At 61.3% G+C, this 17342-nt stretch carries 13 protein-coding genes and 1 riboswitch; of the genes, 7 read left to right on the top strand and 6 right to left on the bottom strand.

Annotation, left to right across the window (positions count from 1 at the left end):
• Position 1: 1 nt before the first annotated feature.
• Positions 2-1423 (bottom strand): cell wall metabolism sensor histidine kinase WalK, encoded by a 1422-nt coding sequence (locus Q0X23_RS00550; RefSeq protein ID WP_297858477.1) that lies wholly within the window; start codon positions 1421-1423, stop codon positions 2-4.
• Between the two features lie 103 nt (positions 1424-1526).
• Here Q0X23_RS00550 and cbiB point away from each other — a divergent pair, with 103 nt between their 5' ends.
• The 6 genes from cbiB to Q0X23_RS00520 all read left to right on the top strand — a co-directional run bounded on the left by cbiB (position 1527) and on the right by Q0X23_RS00520 (position 7909).
• Positions 1527-2462: an adenosylcobinamide-phosphate synthase CbiB gene (gene cbiB / locus Q0X23_RS00545; protein WP_297858476.1), complete on the top strand. Its 936-nt coding sequence runs from the start codon at positions 1527-1529 to the stop codon at positions 2460-2462.
• Positions 2463-2479: 17 nt separating this feature from the next.
• A complete protein-coding gene (locus Q0X23_RS00540; protein WP_297858475.1) occupies positions 2480-3475 on the top strand; it encodes a histidinol-phosphate transaminase in 996 nt (331 codons plus the stop codon).
• A gap of 37 nt (positions 3476-3512) precedes the next feature.
• Positions 3513-3626: riboswitch (cobalamin riboswitch) on the top strand.
• Positions 3627-3765: 139 nt separating this feature from the next.
• A complete protein-coding gene (gene nrdI, locus Q0X23_RS00535; protein ID WP_297858474.1) occupies positions 3766-4143 on the top strand; it encodes a class Ib ribonucleoside-diphosphate reductase assembly flavoprotein NrdI in 378 nt (125 codons plus the stop codon).
• 20 nt (positions 4144-4163) lie between these two features.
• A complete protein-coding gene (gene nrdE, locus Q0X23_RS00530) occupies positions 4164-6242 on the top strand; it encodes a class 1b ribonucleoside-diphosphate reductase subunit alpha (RefSeq protein ID WP_297858473.1) in 2079 nt (692 codons plus the stop codon).
• 12 nt (positions 6243-6254) lie between these two features.
• A complete protein-coding gene (gene nrdF, locus Q0X23_RS00525) occupies positions 6255-7538 on the top strand; it encodes a class 1b ribonucleoside-diphosphate reductase subunit beta (protein WP_297858472.1) in 1284 nt (427 codons plus the stop codon).
• Positions 7535-7909 carry an acyl-CoA thioesterase gene (locus Q0X23_RS00520; RefSeq protein WP_297858471.1) on the top strand — a complete coding sequence of 125 codons (375 nt, stop codon included), beginning with the start codon at positions 7535-7537 and terminating at the stop codon, positions 7907-7909. Before nrdF ends, Q0X23_RS00520 begins: the two co-directional genes overlap by 4 nt.
• 82 nt (positions 7910-7991) lie before the next feature.
• Here the strand turns inward: Q0X23_RS00520 and Q0X23_RS00515 are convergent, their stop codons facing one another.
• The 5 genes from Q0X23_RS00515 to Q0X23_RS00495 all read right to left on the bottom strand — a co-directional run bounded on the left by Q0X23_RS00515 (position 7992) and on the right by Q0X23_RS00495 (position 15509).
• Positions 7992-8666 (bottom strand): response regulator transcription factor, encoded by a 675-nt coding sequence (locus Q0X23_RS00515; protein ID WP_169735538.1) that lies wholly within the window; start codon positions 8664-8666, stop codon positions 7992-7994.
• Between the two features lie 112 nt (positions 8667-8778).
• On the bottom strand, positions 8779-11031 hold the full coding sequence (locus tag Q0X23_RS00510) for an endonuclease MutS2 (RefSeq protein ID WP_297858470.1): 2253 nt from the start codon (positions 11029-11031) through the stop codon (positions 8779-8781).
• Between the two features lie 58 nt (positions 11032-11089).
• Entirely contained in the window at positions 11090-12832 is a 1743-nt protein-coding gene (locus Q0X23_RS00505) for a glycoside hydrolase family 13 protein (protein WP_297858469.1), read from the bottom strand.
• Positions 12829-14157 (bottom strand): sugar ABC transporter permease, encoded by a 1329-nt coding sequence (locus Q0X23_RS00500; protein WP_297858468.1) that lies wholly within the window; start codon positions 14155-14157, stop codon positions 12829-12831. The genes Q0X23_RS00505 and Q0X23_RS00500 overlap by 4 nt, the downstream gene beginning before the upstream one ends.
• Positions 14157-15509, bottom strand: coding sequence for an ABC transporter permease subunit (locus Q0X23_RS00495; protein ID WP_297858467.1), 1353 nt, complete (start codon positions 15507-15509; stop codon positions 14157-14159). The genes Q0X23_RS00500 and Q0X23_RS00495 overlap by 1 nt, the downstream gene beginning before the upstream one ends.
• A gap of 231 nt (positions 15510-15740) precedes the next feature.
• Here Q0X23_RS00495 and Q0X23_RS00490 point away from each other — a divergent pair, with 231 nt between their 5' ends.
• The gene (locus Q0X23_RS00490) at positions 15741-17342 is read left to right on the top strand and encodes a succinic semialdehyde dehydrogenase (RefSeq protein ID WP_297858466.1); all 1602 of its coding nucleotides are present in this window, start codon (positions 15741-15743) and stop codon (positions 17340-17342) included.

The following is a 17342-nucleotide window of genomic DNA, read 5'->3' as shown; positions in this document are numbered from 1 at the left end:
ATCAGGCCAGCTGTGGATGGGGAGCAGAAGCTCGCTTGAGGGAGATGTTGAACACCGAGCCCTTGCCGGGCTCGCTCTCGACCCACACGCTGCCTCCGTGAGCCTCCACGATCGAGCGCACGATGGCCAGTCCTAGGCCGCTGCCGCCGCGCTCACGGTCACGGGCTTTGTCCACCCGGTAGAAGCGCTCGAACAGATGGGGCAGGTGTTCTTTGCTGATGCCCTCACCGTCGTCTTCCACGCGGATTACTACCCGCTCGGCCAGATCGAGCACCACCAGACGTATGTGGGTGGAGTTGGCCTTGATGGCGTTGGAAACCAGATTGGCAATGACCTGGTGCAGCCGCTCGGGGTCGCCCAGTACCCACACCTGATCGGGGGCCTGTACCTCGATGCGGCCCTCAAAACTCTTGCTGTACTCCTCTTCGATTTCATCCAGCACGGTTTTGAGGTGCACTGAACCCAGCTCGACCTTCCAGCTTCCGCCGGTCTTGGAGAGCTCGAGCAGGTCGCCTACCAGCTTGTGCATGCGCTCCGATTCTCGCTTGATAATTTCTAAACCTTCGCGCTGCTGATCCGAGAGCTGCGTGCGACGCAGGAGGTAGTTGACGTGCCCCAAAATGGCTGTTACTGGCGTCCGCAGTTCGTGCGAGGCATCGGCCAGAAAGCGGCCCTGGGTTTCCCAGGCGCCCTCCAGCCGGGCGAGCATCCGGTTGAGCGATTTGACCAGCGAGGCCACCTCGTTGTGGCCCTCGATTTCGGGGAGTTTTTCAGGCTTATTGCTCACTTGCTCGGCTTTTTTGGCCACCCACTCCAATGGCTCCAGGGTTTGCCGTACCAGCCGGAAGGCCAGCAGCCCACCAAAAACGAGCACCAACAGGGCCGTGGCGGTGTAGGTGCGGGCAAAATCGGCCAGGGTGCTTTCGATGCTTTCGGTAGACTTGCCTACCAGCAAAATGACCAACTGCTTGCCCTGGGGGATTCCGGCAATTTCGGTCTCGAGGCGCTCGGCCCGCACCCGCAGGGGAATCTGGCTGCCGTCGGGGCGGGTGAGCGTGGTTTGAGTATAGAACCCGCCGGATCGTAAAACCTCTTGTAGCCCTTTCTCGGAGAGGTTGAGGGTAGCATCGCCCAGGGCCAGCGACTTGGCGATGGGTATGGCGGCCCCCTGTAGGATGTCGCTGGCGGTAGGATTGGGGAAAGGCACCCATAAGGCTTGTCCATAGACCGTAAGAGGCAGGTCGTCTAGGTTGCCTTGCTCGCGGATTAAGCGCTGGGCTGTTTGGGATGTTTCCGTTAGCTCTCGGCGCAGGCTGTCGTAGAGGGTAAACTGCAAACTACCGTACACCGACCCCCCGATGAGCAGCAACGAAAAGGCCAGCAAGGCCAGCGTGAGCAGGGTGATGCGGGTGCGAAGAGTCATACTATTTGATGATAAAGCTGAAACATGGGTTCGTCTTCTGGCCTGGTGCTCATCACAAGAGGAGCTTGAAGGAAGCGGTCTTAGATTGATACCTTTTGACCCAATGACTGTTTTGCTGGCCCTGTGGATTGATTGGGTCTGGGGAGAACCCAAAGGGGCGTTTCATCCTGTGGTTTGGATGGGGCGCTACCTGGCTTGGGTAGGCAAGGGACTGACCCAGCTTCCCCCTCTACAGGCCTTTTGGGGCGGCGCCGGGTTTTGGTGTATGGGAGCGGGATTCTTCGCTGGGATTTACTGGATCTTGAGCGGATTGCTGAGCTTTCTACCACAGGGCCTCGAGCTTCTCCTGACAGCATTGTTTCTCAAGCCCCTTTTTGCTTTTCGGATGCTTCTGGATGAAGCCCACGCCGTGGAGATGGCGCTTGGTGAGGGCCTCGAGGCCGGGCGCTCGCGGCTGCAATACCTGGTGAGCCGCGATACCTCCAGCCTGTCGGCATCGGAGGTGCGCGAAAGCCTGCTGGAGTCGGCGGCTGAAAACCTGTCGGACTCGGTTATTGCCCCGCTCTTTTGGTTTTTGCTCTTAGGCCTGCCCGGAGCAGCCCTCTACCGGTTTGCCAATACCGCCGATGCCATGTGGGGCTACCGGGGCGAGTGGGAGTGGGCGGGCCGCTGGGCTGCTCGCATTGACGACGTGCTTAACTGGCTACCTGCCAGGCTAACAGCCGGGCTTGTGTGGCTAATCGGAGGCTGGTGTTGGCGTGCAGGTACTTCTCGAATTTTGCGCTTCTCCTTTGCAACTCTTCGCCGAGAGGCCCACAAAACGCCATCCCCCAATGCCGGCTGGCCCATGGCGGCCCTGGCCCTGGCCCTGGGCTTGCGCTTGGGCAAACCCAGGGTGTATACCCTAAACCGGCAGGGCCGTCCTCCTGCAGCCGAAGATGTGACCTGGGGCCTGGCCTTGGTGCAACGAGCCGGCTGGGTGGGGGGGGTGCTGCTGGCTGCAATAGAAGCGTGCCAACAAATCTTAGATACGTTCTAAGCCCATACTGAATGCTCATGATCGACGATGTGCTCAAGCCGGTGCACGGCGGTACCGACAGCGGGCCTCTGCCCCGTTACGACTTCTCGACCAATGCCAACGGCCTCGGTCCTGACCCCCAGGCCCTCGAGGCCATCCGTCAGGCCGACCCCAGCCACTACCCAGATCCGCTGTATGCCGAGATTCATACGGCCTTGGCACAGCACCACGGGGTTGCGCCCGAGCAGGTCGCGGTGGGCGGAGGTGCCAGCGAACTCATTCACCGCCTGACCCGGCTGCGCTACCTGAGGGGGCCCATGCTCATCCTGCCCCCCACCTTTTCCGAGTATGCCCGGGCAGCTCAACCCGCCGAGCTGCCTTTGCTTAAAGCCCAGAGTAAAGACGACTTCCTGCGCCTGTTACCCCAAGCCACCCTAGCTTTTTTGTGTGTGCCCAACAACCCGACGGGTGAAATCTACGATTTTCTAGAGGAGGCTGCCGAAACCGCCCACCGCCGGCAGGCACACCTGGTGCTCGACCTGGCCTATTATCCCCTGTGCGAAAGCCCCCCCGCGCTGCCCCGAGCGGCCTGGTGGCTTTATAGCCCCAATAAAGCACACGGCCTGACCGGGGTGCGGGCGGGATATCTGTTGGCCCCGCATGACCTCACCCATTTTCGCCACATAGCCCCTTCCTGGGTGCTGGGGGTGCATGGAGAGGCCTTTTTGCGGGCCATCCTGCAACCTGCTTCCCAGGTCTGGCTGGCCCAAAGCCGCCAGGAACTCTGGCTCCTGAGAAGACAGCTGGCCCAGGGGTTGAGGAAGCTGGGCCTCGAGGTGCGCGAGAGCACCGCCAACTTCCTGATGGTGCGGGTGGGCCAGGCCACCCAGGTGGCTCAAAGGCTACGCGAGCAGGGCATTCGGGTACGCGACTGCACCAGTTTTGGTTTACCGGAGTGGCTGCGCCTTTCTGCACAAGTACCTGAAGCCCAGGAGGCCTTGCTGCATGCTCTGGCTCCCCTGTTGGCCGGCTGAGCTTGACACTAAACTACAAGTTATAGTAGGGTATCGCCCAGAAACCACAAAATGTGGTTTCCCCACCGGAAACAGGGGAAGTGCGGTGCAATTCCGCCGCTGTCGCGCAACGGTTAAAGCCCGATCGCCTGCCCGGTAGGGTTCCCCAGTCCTCGCGCCAAGGACGGAAAGGATGGATCAGGTGAAGCTTTCCATCAAAACTTAGCCCCGGCTGCATCGGGTAGATCAAAGGCCCTGGTTGGGTTGAATCCGCTAGTGGCAAGGGATTTTTTTTGCCCGAAGGAGGGGCTATGCTTGTGGCGTACGCTTCGAAAACCGGCAATGTGGCCCGCTTTGTGGAACGGCTGCCTGTACAGCGCTGCAGAATCTGGACCGGCGAAGAACGGATCGATGCGCCCTGTGTCCTGGTGACCTACACCACCGGGTTCGGCCAGGTGCCCGCCGAGGTCGAGCGCTTTGTAACGCACAACCGAGGCCACATCCGGGGGGTCGCGGCCAGCGGCAACCGCAACTGGGGCGCTAATTTTGCCCGCTCGGCGGACGTGCTCACCGGACGCTATGGACTGCCCCTTTTGCTCAAGTTTGAACTGGCGGGGAGCGACAAAGACGCTGAGCGGTTCTTGCAGGCACTGCAGCAAATGGATCGTCGGGCCCCCCGTCTGGCCTGAACAGGCAAGTGAGGATTAATATGCGATACCTTGAACTCAACAGCGCCGTACTGCAAAAGCAGAACGGTTTTTTTCAGCTTGAGAAGGACCTCGAGGCTGCCCTGGCCTTCGAGGCCGAGGCCAAACAGCAGACGCGGCGCTTCCAGGGGCCCATCGAGCGGCTGCGAACCCTCATCGCCGAGGGCTATTACGAAGACTTTTTTGCCCGCTATAGCGAAGCCGATGTGCTCGAGCTCTCCGACCTGGCCTACAGCTACGGCTTCCGCTTCCAGAGCTTCATGGCCATCTCCAAGTTCTACAAGGACTACGCCCTGAAGTCGGATGATAAAAAACACTACCTGGAAAACTACGAAGATCGGGTCGTGGCGGTGGCTTTGTACCTGGCCCAGGGGAGTATGGAGCAAGCCCGCAGCTACGTGCGGGCCATGATGGAGCAGCGCTACCAGCCCGCTACCCCCACCTTCCTGAACGCCGGGCGGGCGAGACGGGGGGAGCTGGTGAGCTGCTTTTTGCTGGAGCTCGACGACAGCCTGAACGCCATAGGTTTCCACCTTAACGCCGCCATGCAGCTCTCCAAAATCGGGGGTGGGGTGGCTTTGAACCTCTCCAAACTCCGCGCTCGAGGCGAACCCATCAAGGGGGTAGCGCACGCGGCCAAGGGCGTGGTGCCGGTGATGAAGCTGCTGGAGGATGCCTTCAACTATGCCGACCAGATGGGCCAGCGCAAGGGGGCCGGGGCGGTTTACCTGAACATTTTCCACTGGGACGTGGAAGATTTTCTGGATACCAAAAAGATCAACGCCGACGAGAAAAGCCGCATTCAGACCCTATCCCTGGGCTTGATCGTGCCGCGGAAGTTCTTCGAGCTGGCCGAGCGGGGTGAGGACTTCTACGTGTTTGCCCCTTACTCGGTTTATCAGGCTTTTGGCGAGCATCTGGACGATATGGATCTAGACCGGCGCTATGAAGAACTGCTGGCCCACCCGGCGGTGAGAAAACGTCCCCTCTCGGCCCGGGCCATGCTCACCCGCATCGCCCAGACCCAGTTCGAGTCGGGCTACCCCTACATTATCTACAAGAGCAACGCCAACCGGGCCCACCCCCTGAAGGGCCTGGGGCAGATCAAGATGTCCAACCTCTGCACCGAGATCTTCCAGCTTCAGACCACCTCGGTCATCGGCGACTACGGCCAGGACGACCAGATCGGCTACGACATTAGCTGCAACCTGGGCTCCCTGAACATCGTCAACGTGATGGCGTCGGGGCGGCTGGCCGAGAGCGTACACACCGCCATGGACATGCTCACCGCCGTCAGCGACCTTACGGACATCCAGAATGCCCCCGGGGTGCGCAAAGCCAACCAGGCCTTCCATGCCGTCGGCCTGGGGGCCATGAACCTGCACGGCTTTCTGGCCAAAAACCGGCTGCGCTACGAGTCCGAGGAGGCCCGTGACTTTGCCCGCAGCTTCTTCGCTGCGGTGAATTTCTACTCCCTGGAGCGCTCCATGCAGATCGCCCGCGAACGGGGGGTGCGCTTCGAGGGCTTCGAGCGCTCAGACTATGCCAGCGGGGCCTACTTCGAGCGCTACCTGGCCGAAGACTTTCGCCCCAGGATCGAGGCCGTGCAAAAGCTCTTTGCCCATATCCCCCTGCCCACCCCGGAAGACTGGGCCAGACTAAAGGCGCTGGTGCAGCAGCACGGCCTCTACCACGCCTATCGTCTGGCCATTGCCCCCACCCAAAGCATCAGCTACATCCAGAACGCCACCCCCTCCATCCAGCCCATCGTGGAAGTGGTGGAGACCCGCACCTACGGCAACGCCACCACCTACTACCCGGCGCCGTTCCTTTCCGAGGAGACCTACTGGTACTACAAATCGGCCTACCACATGGACATGTACCGGGTGATCGACCTGGTGGCCGAGATCCAGCCCCACGTGGATCAGGGCATCAGCACGGTGCTCTACGTGACCAGCGAGACCAGCACCCGCGAGCTGGCCCGGCTTTACGTGTACGCCAGCAAGAAAGGCCTCAAGAGCCTCTACTACACCCGCACCAAGAACCTCTCGGTAGAAGAGTGCGTGAGCTGTGCGGTTTGAAGGAGCCATCCGATGGAAACCACAACCATTGATAGCGGATTCTCCGCAGTGAACTGGAACCGACCCGAGGATGGCTACACCCAGATGTTCTGGAACCAGAACGTACGGCAGTTCTGGGTGGATGAGGAAATCCCCCTCTCGGACGACAAGCTGGCCTGGATGACCCTTACCCCCGACGAGCAGCGCACCTATGAGGAGGTGCTGGCCGGGCTGACCCTGCTGGATACCGTGCAGGGTAGTGTGGGGATGCCGCGCATATCTGAATGGGTACCGGGGTTCCAGGCTAAGGCGGTGCTGTCGTTCATGGGGGCGATGGAGCACATGCATGCCAAGAGCTATAGCTCCATTTTCTCCACCCTGTGCACCTCGGCGCGCATCGAGGCCCTTTTCGACTGGGTGCGAGGGCAGCCCGAGCTACAGCACAAGCTGGCCGTCATTCACGGGGCCTACACCCGGATCGCCGACGAGGAAAGCCTGTACCGGGCCATGGCCTCCAGCGTGATGCTGGAGTCCTACCTCTTCTATTCGGGTTTCTTCTACCCCCTGTACCTGGCCGGGCAGGGTCGGCTTACAAGTTCAGGCGAGATCATCAGCCTGATTATCCGGGATGAGGCCATCCACGGTGTTTATGTGGGCTTGCTGGCCCAGGAGGCGCTGAACCGCCTGAGCGACAAAGTGCGGGCGCGGGCCGAAGCGGGGGTGGTGGAGTTGCTGGAAACACTGGACGCCCTGGAAACCCGCTACACCCAGGCCCTCTACCACCGGATCGGGCTGGAGGAAGCGGTGCTGCGCTTCTCGCGCTACAACGCCGATAAGGCCCTGATGAACCTGGGGCTGAGGCCCCACTTCGGGGTGGAGGCCCAGGATGTGAACCCGGTGGTGCTGGCCGGGCTGCGCACCGAAACCAAGAACCACGACTTCTTCTCCACCAAGGGTAACGGCTACATCAAGGCCACCCGCGTCGAGCCTCTGTCCGACCTGGATTTTTACTTTCCCGAGCTGGCTCCGGACTTGCAGCTGGTGGTCAAGCGGGACGGGCGGCAGGTTCCCTTCGACGAGATGCGCATTGTGCGGGCGGTGCAGAAGGCCGCCGCCGCCACCGGGGTAGCGCTCGACTTTGAGTGGGTGGCCCGGCGTATCGTGGAGCCGGTCAAGCTTGAGGCCAGCGCAAGAAGCCTCACGGTGGAGGAGATCCAGGATCGGGTAGAACGGGGCCTGATGGAGATCAGCCCCGAGGTGGCCAGAGCCTATATCCTCTACCGCGAGGAGCGGGCCAGGGCCAGGAGGAGGGCGTGAGCCGCGAAACCCGCACCGTGCACCTGGTGCGTCCTGGCGATTGCAATCACTACGGCAGCCTGTTCGGGGGTACGGCCATGGCCTGGATGGACGAAGCCGCCTTCGTGGCCGCTACCCGACACGCCCGGACTAAAGTGGTTACGGTGCACGCCGATGCCATGGACTTCCACCACCCGGTGCCCCAGGGCTCAATTGTGGAACTGGTGGCTTGGGTAAAGGAGGTGGGGAAGAGTTCGATGCGGGTAGAAGTAGAGATGTGGGTCGAGCCGATGGAAAACTTCGAGCGGGTTTTGGCCTGCCGGGCGGGTTTTGTAATGGTAGCGGTAGGGCCAGACGGGCGGCCCCAGGCGGTGCCGCTTTTACAGGATTGAGACGCATCGGATGCTCGCTGGCATCCAACCTGGGCTTGCAGCGGTTGCCTGTAAGCCCAACGAATCGGGTACGAGGCGTTTCTCAATCCTCACGTAGCACGTACCCCACCCCGCGCACGGTGTGAATCAGGCGGCGTTCGCCGGTGCCCTCGAGCTTCTTGCGCAGGTACCCGATGTAGACATCCACCACGTTGGAGCCGCCCTGGTAGCCCGGCCAGACCTTTTCTTCAATCTCGAAGCGGCTAAAAACCTTGCCGGGGCTCTTGGCCAGCAGCTCCAGCAACTCAAACTCCTTGTTGGAGAACTCGATGCGGCGTCCGGCCCGATAGACCTCACGGCCCTCCAGGTTAATAATCAGGTCGGAGACCCGAATCTCGCCGGTGATGGCCGGGGTCACCCGGCGCAGGTGGGCGCGGATGCGGGCCAGGAGTTCTTCGATGCTAAAGGGTTTGACCAGGTAGTCGTCGGCCCCGGCGTCCAGCCCCTCGACCTTGTCCTCTACCCGGTCTTTGGCGGTCAGAATCACAATGGGCACATTGGAGGTTTTGCGTATTCGCCGAGCCACCTCGAGGCCGTCCATCACCGGTAGCATCAGATCCATCACCACCAGGTTGGGGTTGGTCTCGCGGAAACGTGAAAGCCCGGTGATGCCGTCATAAGCCACCTCGGTGCGGTAGCCTTCGGCCTGGAGCTCGAGCTCGATAAAGCGGGCGATGTCCTTCTCGTCTTCGACAATCAGGATTAAGGGTTGATCCATGCCTTCCATGACAGCAGGGTAGCTGGAGTTCTCATGAGAATCATGGCTAATCCACTAAGGATTAACTCACTTTTACGACTTGGATGAGACCAGACCGGGTAATCCACCATCCCTAAACCCGCAAATGGACCACCGTGACCCCATGCCCACCCTCGTACGGGACAGCATCGTGGAAAGTTTCTACCCGGCGGTCACGTTTGAGCGAATCGCGCAAGGCGTTGCGCAAGGCACCTGTGCCCTTGCCATGCAAGAGGCGCACAGGGGTAGTGGCGGTGGCCTTGGCTTCGGCCAGATAATCGTCCACGGCCAGCAAGGCTTCCTCCACCGTCAGCCCCCGCAGGTTAAGTTCGCTGGCAATTTTGGCTTTGTGCTGGACACGGCCCTCCGATTTGCGGGATTTGGGTTCCTCCCTGGGTTGCAATCGCGCGATGGGCACGGTAAGCCGCACCGCACCCATTTGCAGCACGGCTTCCTGACCCCGGAGCTCCACAATGGTTCCCTGGCCCCCATACTCGGGCACCTCCACCACAGACCCTGGTTGTAAGCCCGGCCTGGGTGTTGCGGTTTTTTCTGGGCGTTGGTAGCGGCTCCGAAGCTGAATAAGCTCCTGCATAACCTGCCCCTGGCCCTGGGTTTTGCTGCGCTCACGGGTCTGGCGGATGCGTTCTTGCGCTTCCCTTACCACCTGTTCGGCCTGGGTGCGGGCTTCCTCGAGCAAGCGTTCCTTGTTTTGCGTTAGTTCGGCGAGCTGCCGGGTCAGCTCCTGCTCCAAGCCCTTGACCCTTTGCTGCTGGTGCTCGGCTACCTGCCGCGCTTCCCTCAAACGTTCACGTTCGACCTCGAGCGCAGCCAGCAAGCGCTCCAGTCGACCCCCTTCGGGTCCCAACAGGGCCTCGGCCCGCTCGAGCTGGGCCTGTGGAAAGCCCAGCCGCCGGGCAATCGAGAGGGCATAGCTGCGCCCCGGCGCCCCTACTACCAGTTCGTAGGTGGGTCTCAGGTGCTCCAGATCAAAGCGCATGGAGGCGTTTTGCACACCCGGAGTGTCCTGGGCAAAAGCCTTCAGGGGGGAAAGGTGGGTGGTAATCAGCCCGCGCACCCCCTTTTTCAGTAACCCCTCCACAAAGGCTTGCGCGAGCGCTGCACCCTCCTCGGGGTCGGTGCCCGAGCCGAGCTCGTCGATCAGCACCAGGCTGTGGGGGGTGGCTGCTTGCAGTACCTCTTTGAGTTTGAGCACGTGGGCCGCGAAGGTGGAGAGGCTTTCCTGGAGCGACTGCTGGTCGCCGATGTCCACAAACAGTCTGTCCGGGAAGGCCAGTTCGGCGGCTTCGGCGGCCACAAACAGCCCACACTGGGCCATCAGCACGGCCAGGCCCAGGGTTTTCAAGAGGGCGGTCTTGCCCCCCATGTTGGGGCCGGTGACCAGTAAGATTCGCCTTTCTGCTGAGAGAGCCAGATCGTTGCTGACGGGATTTTTGATAAGCGGATGGCGGGCGGACTTGAGAAGGTAATGCCCCTCCTGGTTCAGCTGGGGTCGTGCCAGGTTCCAGTCCTCGGCCAGGCTCGCAGCAGCGCGGGCGATGTCGAGTTCGGTGAGGGCATGGAGGGTTTCATCGAACTCGAGGTCGCCCCCCAGAATGGCCGATAGCTCGAAGAGCACCCGGTTGACCTCGGCTTCTTCCTCGAGCCGCAGGCTGGCGAGTTGGTTGTTGAGGGGCACCACCGAGGACGGCTCCATGTACATGGTGAGCCCCGAGTCGGACTGATCCAGGATGATGCCCGGAATTTTGTGCTGGAAGCTGGCCTTGACCGGAATCACATAGCGCTCGCGCCGCAAGGTGATGAAGCGCTCCTGGATGGCCTCTGGCTGCCGATCCATCAACTGGTGCAGCCTGTCCTGAATCTGCTCGCGCAAAGGGTTCAGCCGCCGACGGATTTCCCGCAGCCGGGGGGTGGCCTCGTCGCGCACATGGCCCGCTTCGTCCAGGCACTCCCGGATGCGCCGCAGGAAGTAGGTGTGCTCCCCGATGCGGGCTGCCAGGGCCTTCAAATGCTCGCCAATCTCCAAAAGCTCGTGCTTGAGGGCCACCGCTGCTTCCAGGCTGGCGGCCACTTCGCGCAGCTGCAACCCTTCCAGCCGCAGTCCTTCCCTGGCGGCTGCCAGGGCGGGTCGTAGATCGGAGATGCCCCCCAGCCGATAGGGGTAGGCCAGGGCCTCGGCCACGGTGGCCTGCTGGGCCTGGGCCTCCTCGAGGGTGGCCCGGGGTTGTAGGCTCAGGAGCGCCTCCCGGCCCATAAAGGTAGAGGCCCGCTCGGCCAGCGCCTCACGGACACGATCAAAATCCAGCGATTCGGATATCCCTCGCATACCCAACCCAAAGGGCCAGTATAGCTCAGCGGCCCTTGCAGGATGCGACCTGGGTTACCTACCGCAGCAAGCGAAAAATCCCCAAACCCAAAAGCTGAACAGAGCCCCCTACCCTTTGACCGGTCAATAGATTCTCGGCCTGGGGAAGTGGCACTTCGGTGGGCTCCAAAGCCGCGTACACCCATACCTCCTCGCCTTCGTAGAGGCGCTTGTAGCCCAGTAGCTTTTCCGAAACCTGCAGGGGTTGCAAGCCGCCTCGGCGCAGGGCCGGAGTATTTTTCTTGAGCCAGATAAGTTTTTTTGTCCAGGTCAGCACTTCTTGGTTCCACCTGCGCTCGTCCCAGGGAAACGTTCCCCGGCACATGGGGTCGCCGTTCCAGTCTGTGTAGGGGTTGGCCTGGTCGAGGCCAATTTCGTCACCGTAGTAAAGGCCCGGCGCACCCGGAAAGGTCAGCAAGATGCCCAAAGCCAGCTTGAACCGCTCCACATCCCCCTTGAGCCGCCAGAGTGCGCGGGGGATATCGTGGCTGCTGATCAGGGTGTACATGCTCTGGCGGAGCTGGAGCGGCAGGGCCGCATAGTGATCCCACAGGGTTTCCCAGAGTTCCTGCGTGGAAACCGAAACCTCCCAGCCGTACACATTTTTCCCCGACAGCCACTCCATCAGGGGGTTGGCAAAACCTGCGTAGTGCATGGAGCCATCCAGGGTGTGGGCCCGCAGGGTGGGCAGGGTGTCGAAGAATAGCTCGCCAAACACCAAGGCCTCGGGGTTTTCCTCCACGCTGTTGTGCTTGATGAGCCGCAGGAGTTCAGCGTTGCGGCGGTCGGTGCCCCCCTCGCCCATCTGGTGGGCCACATCCAGCCGCCAGCCGTCGGCCCCCTTGCGAATCCAGTGCCGCACCGGGGCGTGGTAGCCGTCCAGCCAGCGCTCGACCGTGAGGGGGTTGGCGTAGTCCAGCTTGGGCAGGGTCTTGACCCCAAAGAAGGCCGCATAGGAGCCGTCGGCGTAAAAGGTGAACTGTCCGGCCTCGGGGGCGGTGGGGTCGTGCAGGGCTTTCTGGAAGTCGGGGTGGGTGTTGCCAATATGGTTGAACACTCCGTCCAGTACCAGCTTCATGCCCCGGCGGTGCAGAGCCTCCACCAGCCGGTCAAAGGCTTCGTTGCCGCCTAGGTGGGGGTCCACATTCAGGTAATCGTGGGCATCGTAGCGGTGGTTGGAACCCGAGGGCAGGATGGGATTAAGGTATAGGGCCTCGACGCCCAGGTCTTGCAGGTAGTCCAGCTTTTCCAGGATGCCCTCGAGGTCGCCGCCGTAGTGCTGCACAGGCCCCTCGCCCGGCCTGTAGCCTACCGGTTCGTACCAGTCTTTCTTCACGATGGGCTGCCCCTGGTAGAGCCACTCGCCGGTTTGCGGGTCGTTGTGGGGGTTGCCGTTGCGGAAGCGGTCGGGAAATATCTGATAGAACACCGCTCCCACCGCCCAGTCCGGTACGGTGGGTTGGGCCAGCAGGTGAAAAAACTTGTCGTAGCGCGGCAGGGCCCCGCGCAGCCCATCCGCGGCCAGGTACGTTTTTTCTTGGGTCAGGAAGAAGCAGTAGCGCAGGGGCGAGCTGTAGAGGGGAAGCCGGATTTCTAGCCCACCCCTTATGGCCTTCATGGGCCGGCGCTCCACCTCGCCGTAACGCTCGAGGATCAAAAAACCCTCTTTGGCCGGTGTTCTTAGCCGCAGGGTGATTTCCTGTCCCAGCTCTGGTCTAAGGGGGTCTACACAGAAAGGTTCCCAGTCGTGGTAGTGCCTCATTCCTTCACCGAGCCTGCGGTGTATCCCGATACGAAATAACGCTGGAACCCGTAGAAGGTCAGCAGAATGGGCAGCGAGCCCAGCACCGCCGCCGCGGCGAACAGCCCCCAGCGGGTGGAGAACTGCCCGGTAGTAAAGTTGCGCAGCCCCATCCCCACCGTCCAGGACTCCACCCCGGTGAGGAACAGGTTGGCCACAATAAACTCCGAGTAAGTGCCCACAAACTGTAGCAAAAAGATAAACACGAACATGGGCGCCGAAAGGGGCATCAGGATTTTGGTAAAGACCTGCCACTTGCTGGCCCCGTCAATCAGGGCGGCCTCCTCCAGGCTTTTGGAGATGCTTTCTAGAAAACCCTTGTAGACCCAGGTTCCAAAGCTGATAATGCCGCCCGAGTAGGCCAGCACCAGGCCGGTAAAGGTATTCAGGAGGCCCAGGTTGGAAATCAGGATGTAGGTCGCAACCAGGCCCAAGAATCCCGGGAACATCTGAATGAAAATAAACACCAGCAGCATGGTGTAGCGCCCCGGAAAGTTGAACCGGGCAAACGCATAGCCCGCCGTAGCGGTCAGCAGTACCGCCAGGATGCCAGTAATGCCTGAAACAAACAAGGTGTTGCGCACCCACAGCACAAACTTGGCCTCGGTGCCCTGGCCGGTGAACTGGGCAGGGGAGAGGAAGATGACCAGGATGAAGCTGAGGATGGCAAAGATCGTCAGGCTGCGTCCTTGTAGCAAGGCCCAGGAACTATCGGTTCGGTCGTCCCCAATGATACGGCGATAGGCAGCCATGGCAATGACAAGAACCAGGCATAGGGCTGCAATCGCCAGCAAGACCGCCTGGTAAGGGTAGAGGATAAAGCCATCGAAAAGCTTGGCGTAGTTTTCCCAGCTAAGTTGCGAGAAGTCCGGTATCACCCGGGCCCGCACCAGCAGGTTGTCGCTGGCTGGGGGCAGAATGCGATAAAGGGTATTGCGGGGGTCGAAGGAGGCGGCCAGAATTTGCAGCACTGGATAATAGGCAAAGACCAGCACCAAAAACATGAACAGGTGGGTGAGGCCCTGCCCAAAGAGGGGCCAGAAGCTGCGCTTGCGACGGGTGCGGCTGTTGTTGATATAGGTGACCAGCCAGGCGTAGGCCAGAATCAGCCCGATGATAATCAGGAGGCCGCTCAGGGCATAAACCCAGCCGTTCTCGATGCGAATAAAACCTGGAGGGGTGTTGGGCTGAATGCGGGCCAGGAGGCCGGGGAAGTAGACAAAAAGCACCCAGGCAGCCATGAGGCTGAGCAGCGCCCAGCCGAGATAACGTGAAAGGGCAGCCATCAGCGCACCTCCTTGAGGGCGCCGGTAAAGCGGAAGTTAATCAGGCTAATAGCCACAGTGAGGAAGAAAATCAGGATGGATATGGCCCCTCCAAGGCCGTAAGCCTGGCCACCGTCGGACTGGAAAGCCGTTTTGTAGGCCCAGGTAATAAGAATGTCGGCGGCCTGGGCGGTAGAAGGGCGCCCCTCCACACCCGGCTGCGTTCCCATGAGATAAATCAGCCCAAAATTGTTAAAGTTGAAGGCGAACGAGCCCAGCACCAATGGGATGAAGGGCTGGCGCAGCAGGGGCAAGGTGATACCGGTGAGGGTCTGAAGGCCATTGGCCCCGTCTATTTTGGCCGCCTCGTACACATCATCGGGGATGGTGGAGAGGGCGCCCAGGGTGGCGGTCATCCAGTAGGGAAACCCCAGCCACAGGCTGATAAGCAGGGCCGACATCTTGAACCACTCGGGGTCGGTAAGCCAGGGAACCGGATAGGAGCCCAGCAGCCCCAACAAGCGGTTGATGGGGCCAAACTGCACGTTGAGCATGGCGGTGAAAATCTGCACGCTGATGACCACCGGAATGGCCCAGGAGATGATCAGGGCCGTGCGATAAAAGCCCCGCAAGGCCAGGTTTTTGTTGTTGAGCATCAGGCCCAGAACGAGTCCCGGGATGGCCCCCACAAACACGGCACCCGCTGCGAAAATAATGTTCCAGATCAGCACTGGAATCAGAATGGTGCCTGCGCGGCTAAAAATCTCGGCAAAATTGCGCAAGCCGATAAACTGGAAGTCGTTGATTTTGTAGACCAGGGTGGGGGTGAAGGGCGGAGGCGCGGTGAGGGTGATGGTGCCCCCGCTGGCCTGCTCTGCGGTCACGCGGGCTCGCTGGGTACGGGTGGTGATTTCCAGGGCCTGGCCCGCGCAGTCGGGCTGGTCGCAGCGCAGCAGGTCGTGGGCGTTGCCGTCCACAAACAACTGCCGTTCTTCCACGCGCACAACCTCGGTCTCGGTGGAGCGGTCGGGTTTGCCGTTGCGGATGCCGGTGTAATCGGTGAAACCATAGTAGATGGTCAGGATGATGGGAAACAGCGTGAAGGCCAGCAAGAAGGTGATGGCCGGGAGGAGGTAGTACCAGTCGGTCAGGTAGGGAACCCGCCGCCCCAGCATTACCAGAATGGGAATAAGGACAATGGTGCCAAACACCAGAATGAGGTAGCCGGGGTAGCTTTGATCCACCGGCCTGGGGAAAGCAGCTTGCAAACCCCAGAAAATTAGCAATCCGACCAGCGCGGCAACGATCAGGGCTCCACCCAACAACCCAATCGCGATCAAAAAACCTCGAGCGCCAGGGGGGGATCGATACATAAAAAACCTCCGTTAACGTTGTTTGGTATAAGCCCAATCAATGAACCTTTTTGAACGCCCCCAGCATATACAAGGCGGCCTTAATTTGTAAGGGCCTCGAGGCCGGCTTGATGCTTTGGGTCGTGATGGAAGCGCTTTTATATTTTGCCATCCAGCCTTGCTTGAGCGGTGCGCTTCGGGTTTGTAGAAGATCTTGACGGGGCCGATTTTTCAGCCCAATATGGGTTCAAGATGCTCGAGACCGGACGCCTTCGCGCGGTCAATCCTCCCCGCGAGGCCCCTCAGTTCACCCCCGAACTGTTAGAACGGCTGGCCAGGCGGGTATCGCTATGGGGCGAACGGGCCCGACAGACCCTGTACTCCCCCTTCGATGGAAGCGTGCTGGGGGCCATTCCGATTTGCACCCCCGAGGATGTAGAGCAGGCCGTCCGGCTCGCCAGAACGGCCCAGGCCGCCTGGGCTAAAGTGGATCCCAAAGCCAGGGCGCGCATCATGCTGCGCTTTCACGACCTGCTCCTAAAGCGGCAGGAAGAAATCCTCGACCTGACCCAGTACGAAACCGGCAAGGCCCGCCGCGATGCCCAGGAGGAGCTGTTGGACTCGGCCATCGTGGCGCAGTTCTACGCTACCCGTAGCCCCGGCTGGCTGCGGCCAAGGCGCACCGGCGGTACTTTTGTGGGCCTGACCCAGACCTGGGAGTACCGCCACCCGGTGGGGGTGGTGGGGGTGATCTCGCCCTGGAACTACCCACTGGTCATGGCGGTCAGTGAGCCGATTCCGGCCCTGATGGCAGGCAATGCGGTGGTGCTCAAGCCCGACCCCCAGACCACTTTTACGGCTTTGTGGATTCAGGCCCTGATGGAGGAGGCCGGTCTGCCAGCCGAGCTGTTTCAAATTGTGACCGGCGGGGCGGAGGTGGGAGCGGCCCTGGTGGCCTCGGCCGACTTCATCGCCCTGACCGGCAGCACCCCCACCGGGCGCAAGGTGGCCCGGCAGGCCGGTGAGCGGCTGATAGGGGTGAGCCTCGAGCTCGGCGGCAAAAACCCCATGCTGGTGCTGGAGGATGCCAACCTCGAGGCTGCCGTGGACGGGGCCATTCACGGGGCCTTTGCCAATGCGGGGCAGCTTTGCGTCTCGCTCGAGCGCATATATGTCCACGAAAAAGTCTTCGAGGCCTTTACTAAGCGCTTAGTGGAAAAAACCCTGAATCTGCGCCTGGGGGCCACCCTTGACCACCGCTCGCAGATGGGCTCCCTGACCGTGCAGCGGCAGTTCGACACCGTGCTGGCCCACGTGCAGGACGCGGTAGCCAAAGGGGCCAGGGTGCTGGCGGGCGGGCGGCCCAGGCCCGACCTGGGCCCGCTCTTTTTCGAGCCGACCATCCTTACAGGCGTCACCCCAGAGATGCGCGTGTACGGCGAGGAGACCTTTGGCCCGGTGGTGAGCCTGTACCGGTTTAGCGACCTCGAGCAGGTACTCACCCTCATCAACCACAGCGAGTATGGCCTCAATGCCAGTGTCTGGACCAAAGACCTTCGTAAGGGCCGCGAAGTGGCCGCGCGCATCCAGGCCGGAACGGTCAACATCAACGAGAGCTACGCCGCGGCCTGGGCCTCGATGGACGCCCCCATGGGCGGCTTCAAGGCCTCGGGTCTGGGGCGGCGGCACGGCAGGGAAGGGCTCTACCGCTTTACCGAGGTGCAGACCATTGCCATCGAGCGCCTGATTCCCGTCACTGGCCCGACCTGGCTTCCGAGGGGCTGGTACGGGCGCATCGTCACGGCAGCCTTGCGGGGCTTCAAGTGGCTGACCCGCCTGTGGTACCGGGTATAG

Source organism: Meiothermus sp. (assembly GCF_026004115.1).
In the GTDB taxonomy this organism is placed as follows: Bacteria; Deinococcota; Deinococci; order Deinococcales; family Thermaceae; genus Meiothermus.
This window is presented reverse-complemented; position numbering and strand designations above follow the sequence as displayed.

What these genes read in the sequence shown, in the direction of transcription:
- Q0X23_RS00515 (WP_169735538.1), bottom strand. Translation starts at nt 8,666, where the DNA reads ATGGATCAACCCTTAATCCTGATTGTCGAAGACGAGAAGGACATCGCC.
- Q0X23_RS00550 (WP_297858477.1), bottom strand. Translation starts at nt 1,423, where the DNA reads ATGACTCTTCGCACCCGCATCACCCTGCTCACGCTGGCCTTGCTGGCC.
- nrdF (WP_297858472.1), top strand. Translation starts at nt 6,255, where the DNA reads ATGGAAACCACAACCATTGATAGCGGATTCTCCGCAGTGAACTGGAAC.
- Q0X23_RS00490 (WP_297858466.1), top strand. Translation starts at nt 15,741, where the DNA reads ATGCTCGAGACCGGACGCCTTCGCGCGGTCAATCCTCCCCGCGAGGCC.
- Q0X23_RS00540 (WP_297858475.1), top strand. Translation starts at nt 2,480, where the DNA reads ATGATCGACGATGTGCTCAAGCCGGTGCACGGCGGTACCGACAGCGGG.
- nrdE (WP_297858473.1), top strand. Translation starts at nt 4,164, where the DNA reads ATGCGATACCTTGAACTCAACAGCGCCGTACTGCAAAAGCAGAACGGT.
- nrdI (WP_297858474.1), top strand. Translation starts at nt 3,766, where the DNA reads ATGCTTGTGGCGTACGCTTCGAAAACCGGCAATGTGGCCCGCTTTGTG.
- Q0X23_RS00505 (WP_297858469.1), bottom strand. Translation starts at nt 12,832, where the DNA reads ATGAGGCACTACCACGACTGGGAACCTTTCTGTGTAGACCCCCTTAGA.
- Q0X23_RS00510 (WP_297858470.1), bottom strand. Translation starts at nt 11,031, where the DNA reads ATGCGAGGGATATCCGAATCGCTGGATTTTGATCGTGTCCGTGAGGCG.
- cbiB (WP_297858476.1), top strand. Translation starts at nt 1,527, where the DNA reads ATGACTGTTTTGCTGGCCCTGTGGATTGATTGGGTCTGGGGAGAACCC.
- Q0X23_RS00500 (WP_297858468.1), bottom strand. Translation starts at nt 14,157, where the DNA reads ATGGCTGCCCTTTCACGTTATCTCGGCTGGGCGCTGCTCAGCCTCATG.
- Q0X23_RS00495 (WP_297858467.1), bottom strand. Translation starts at nt 15,509, where the DNA reads ATGTATCGATCCCCCCCTGGCGCTCGAGGTTTTTTGATCGCGATTGGG.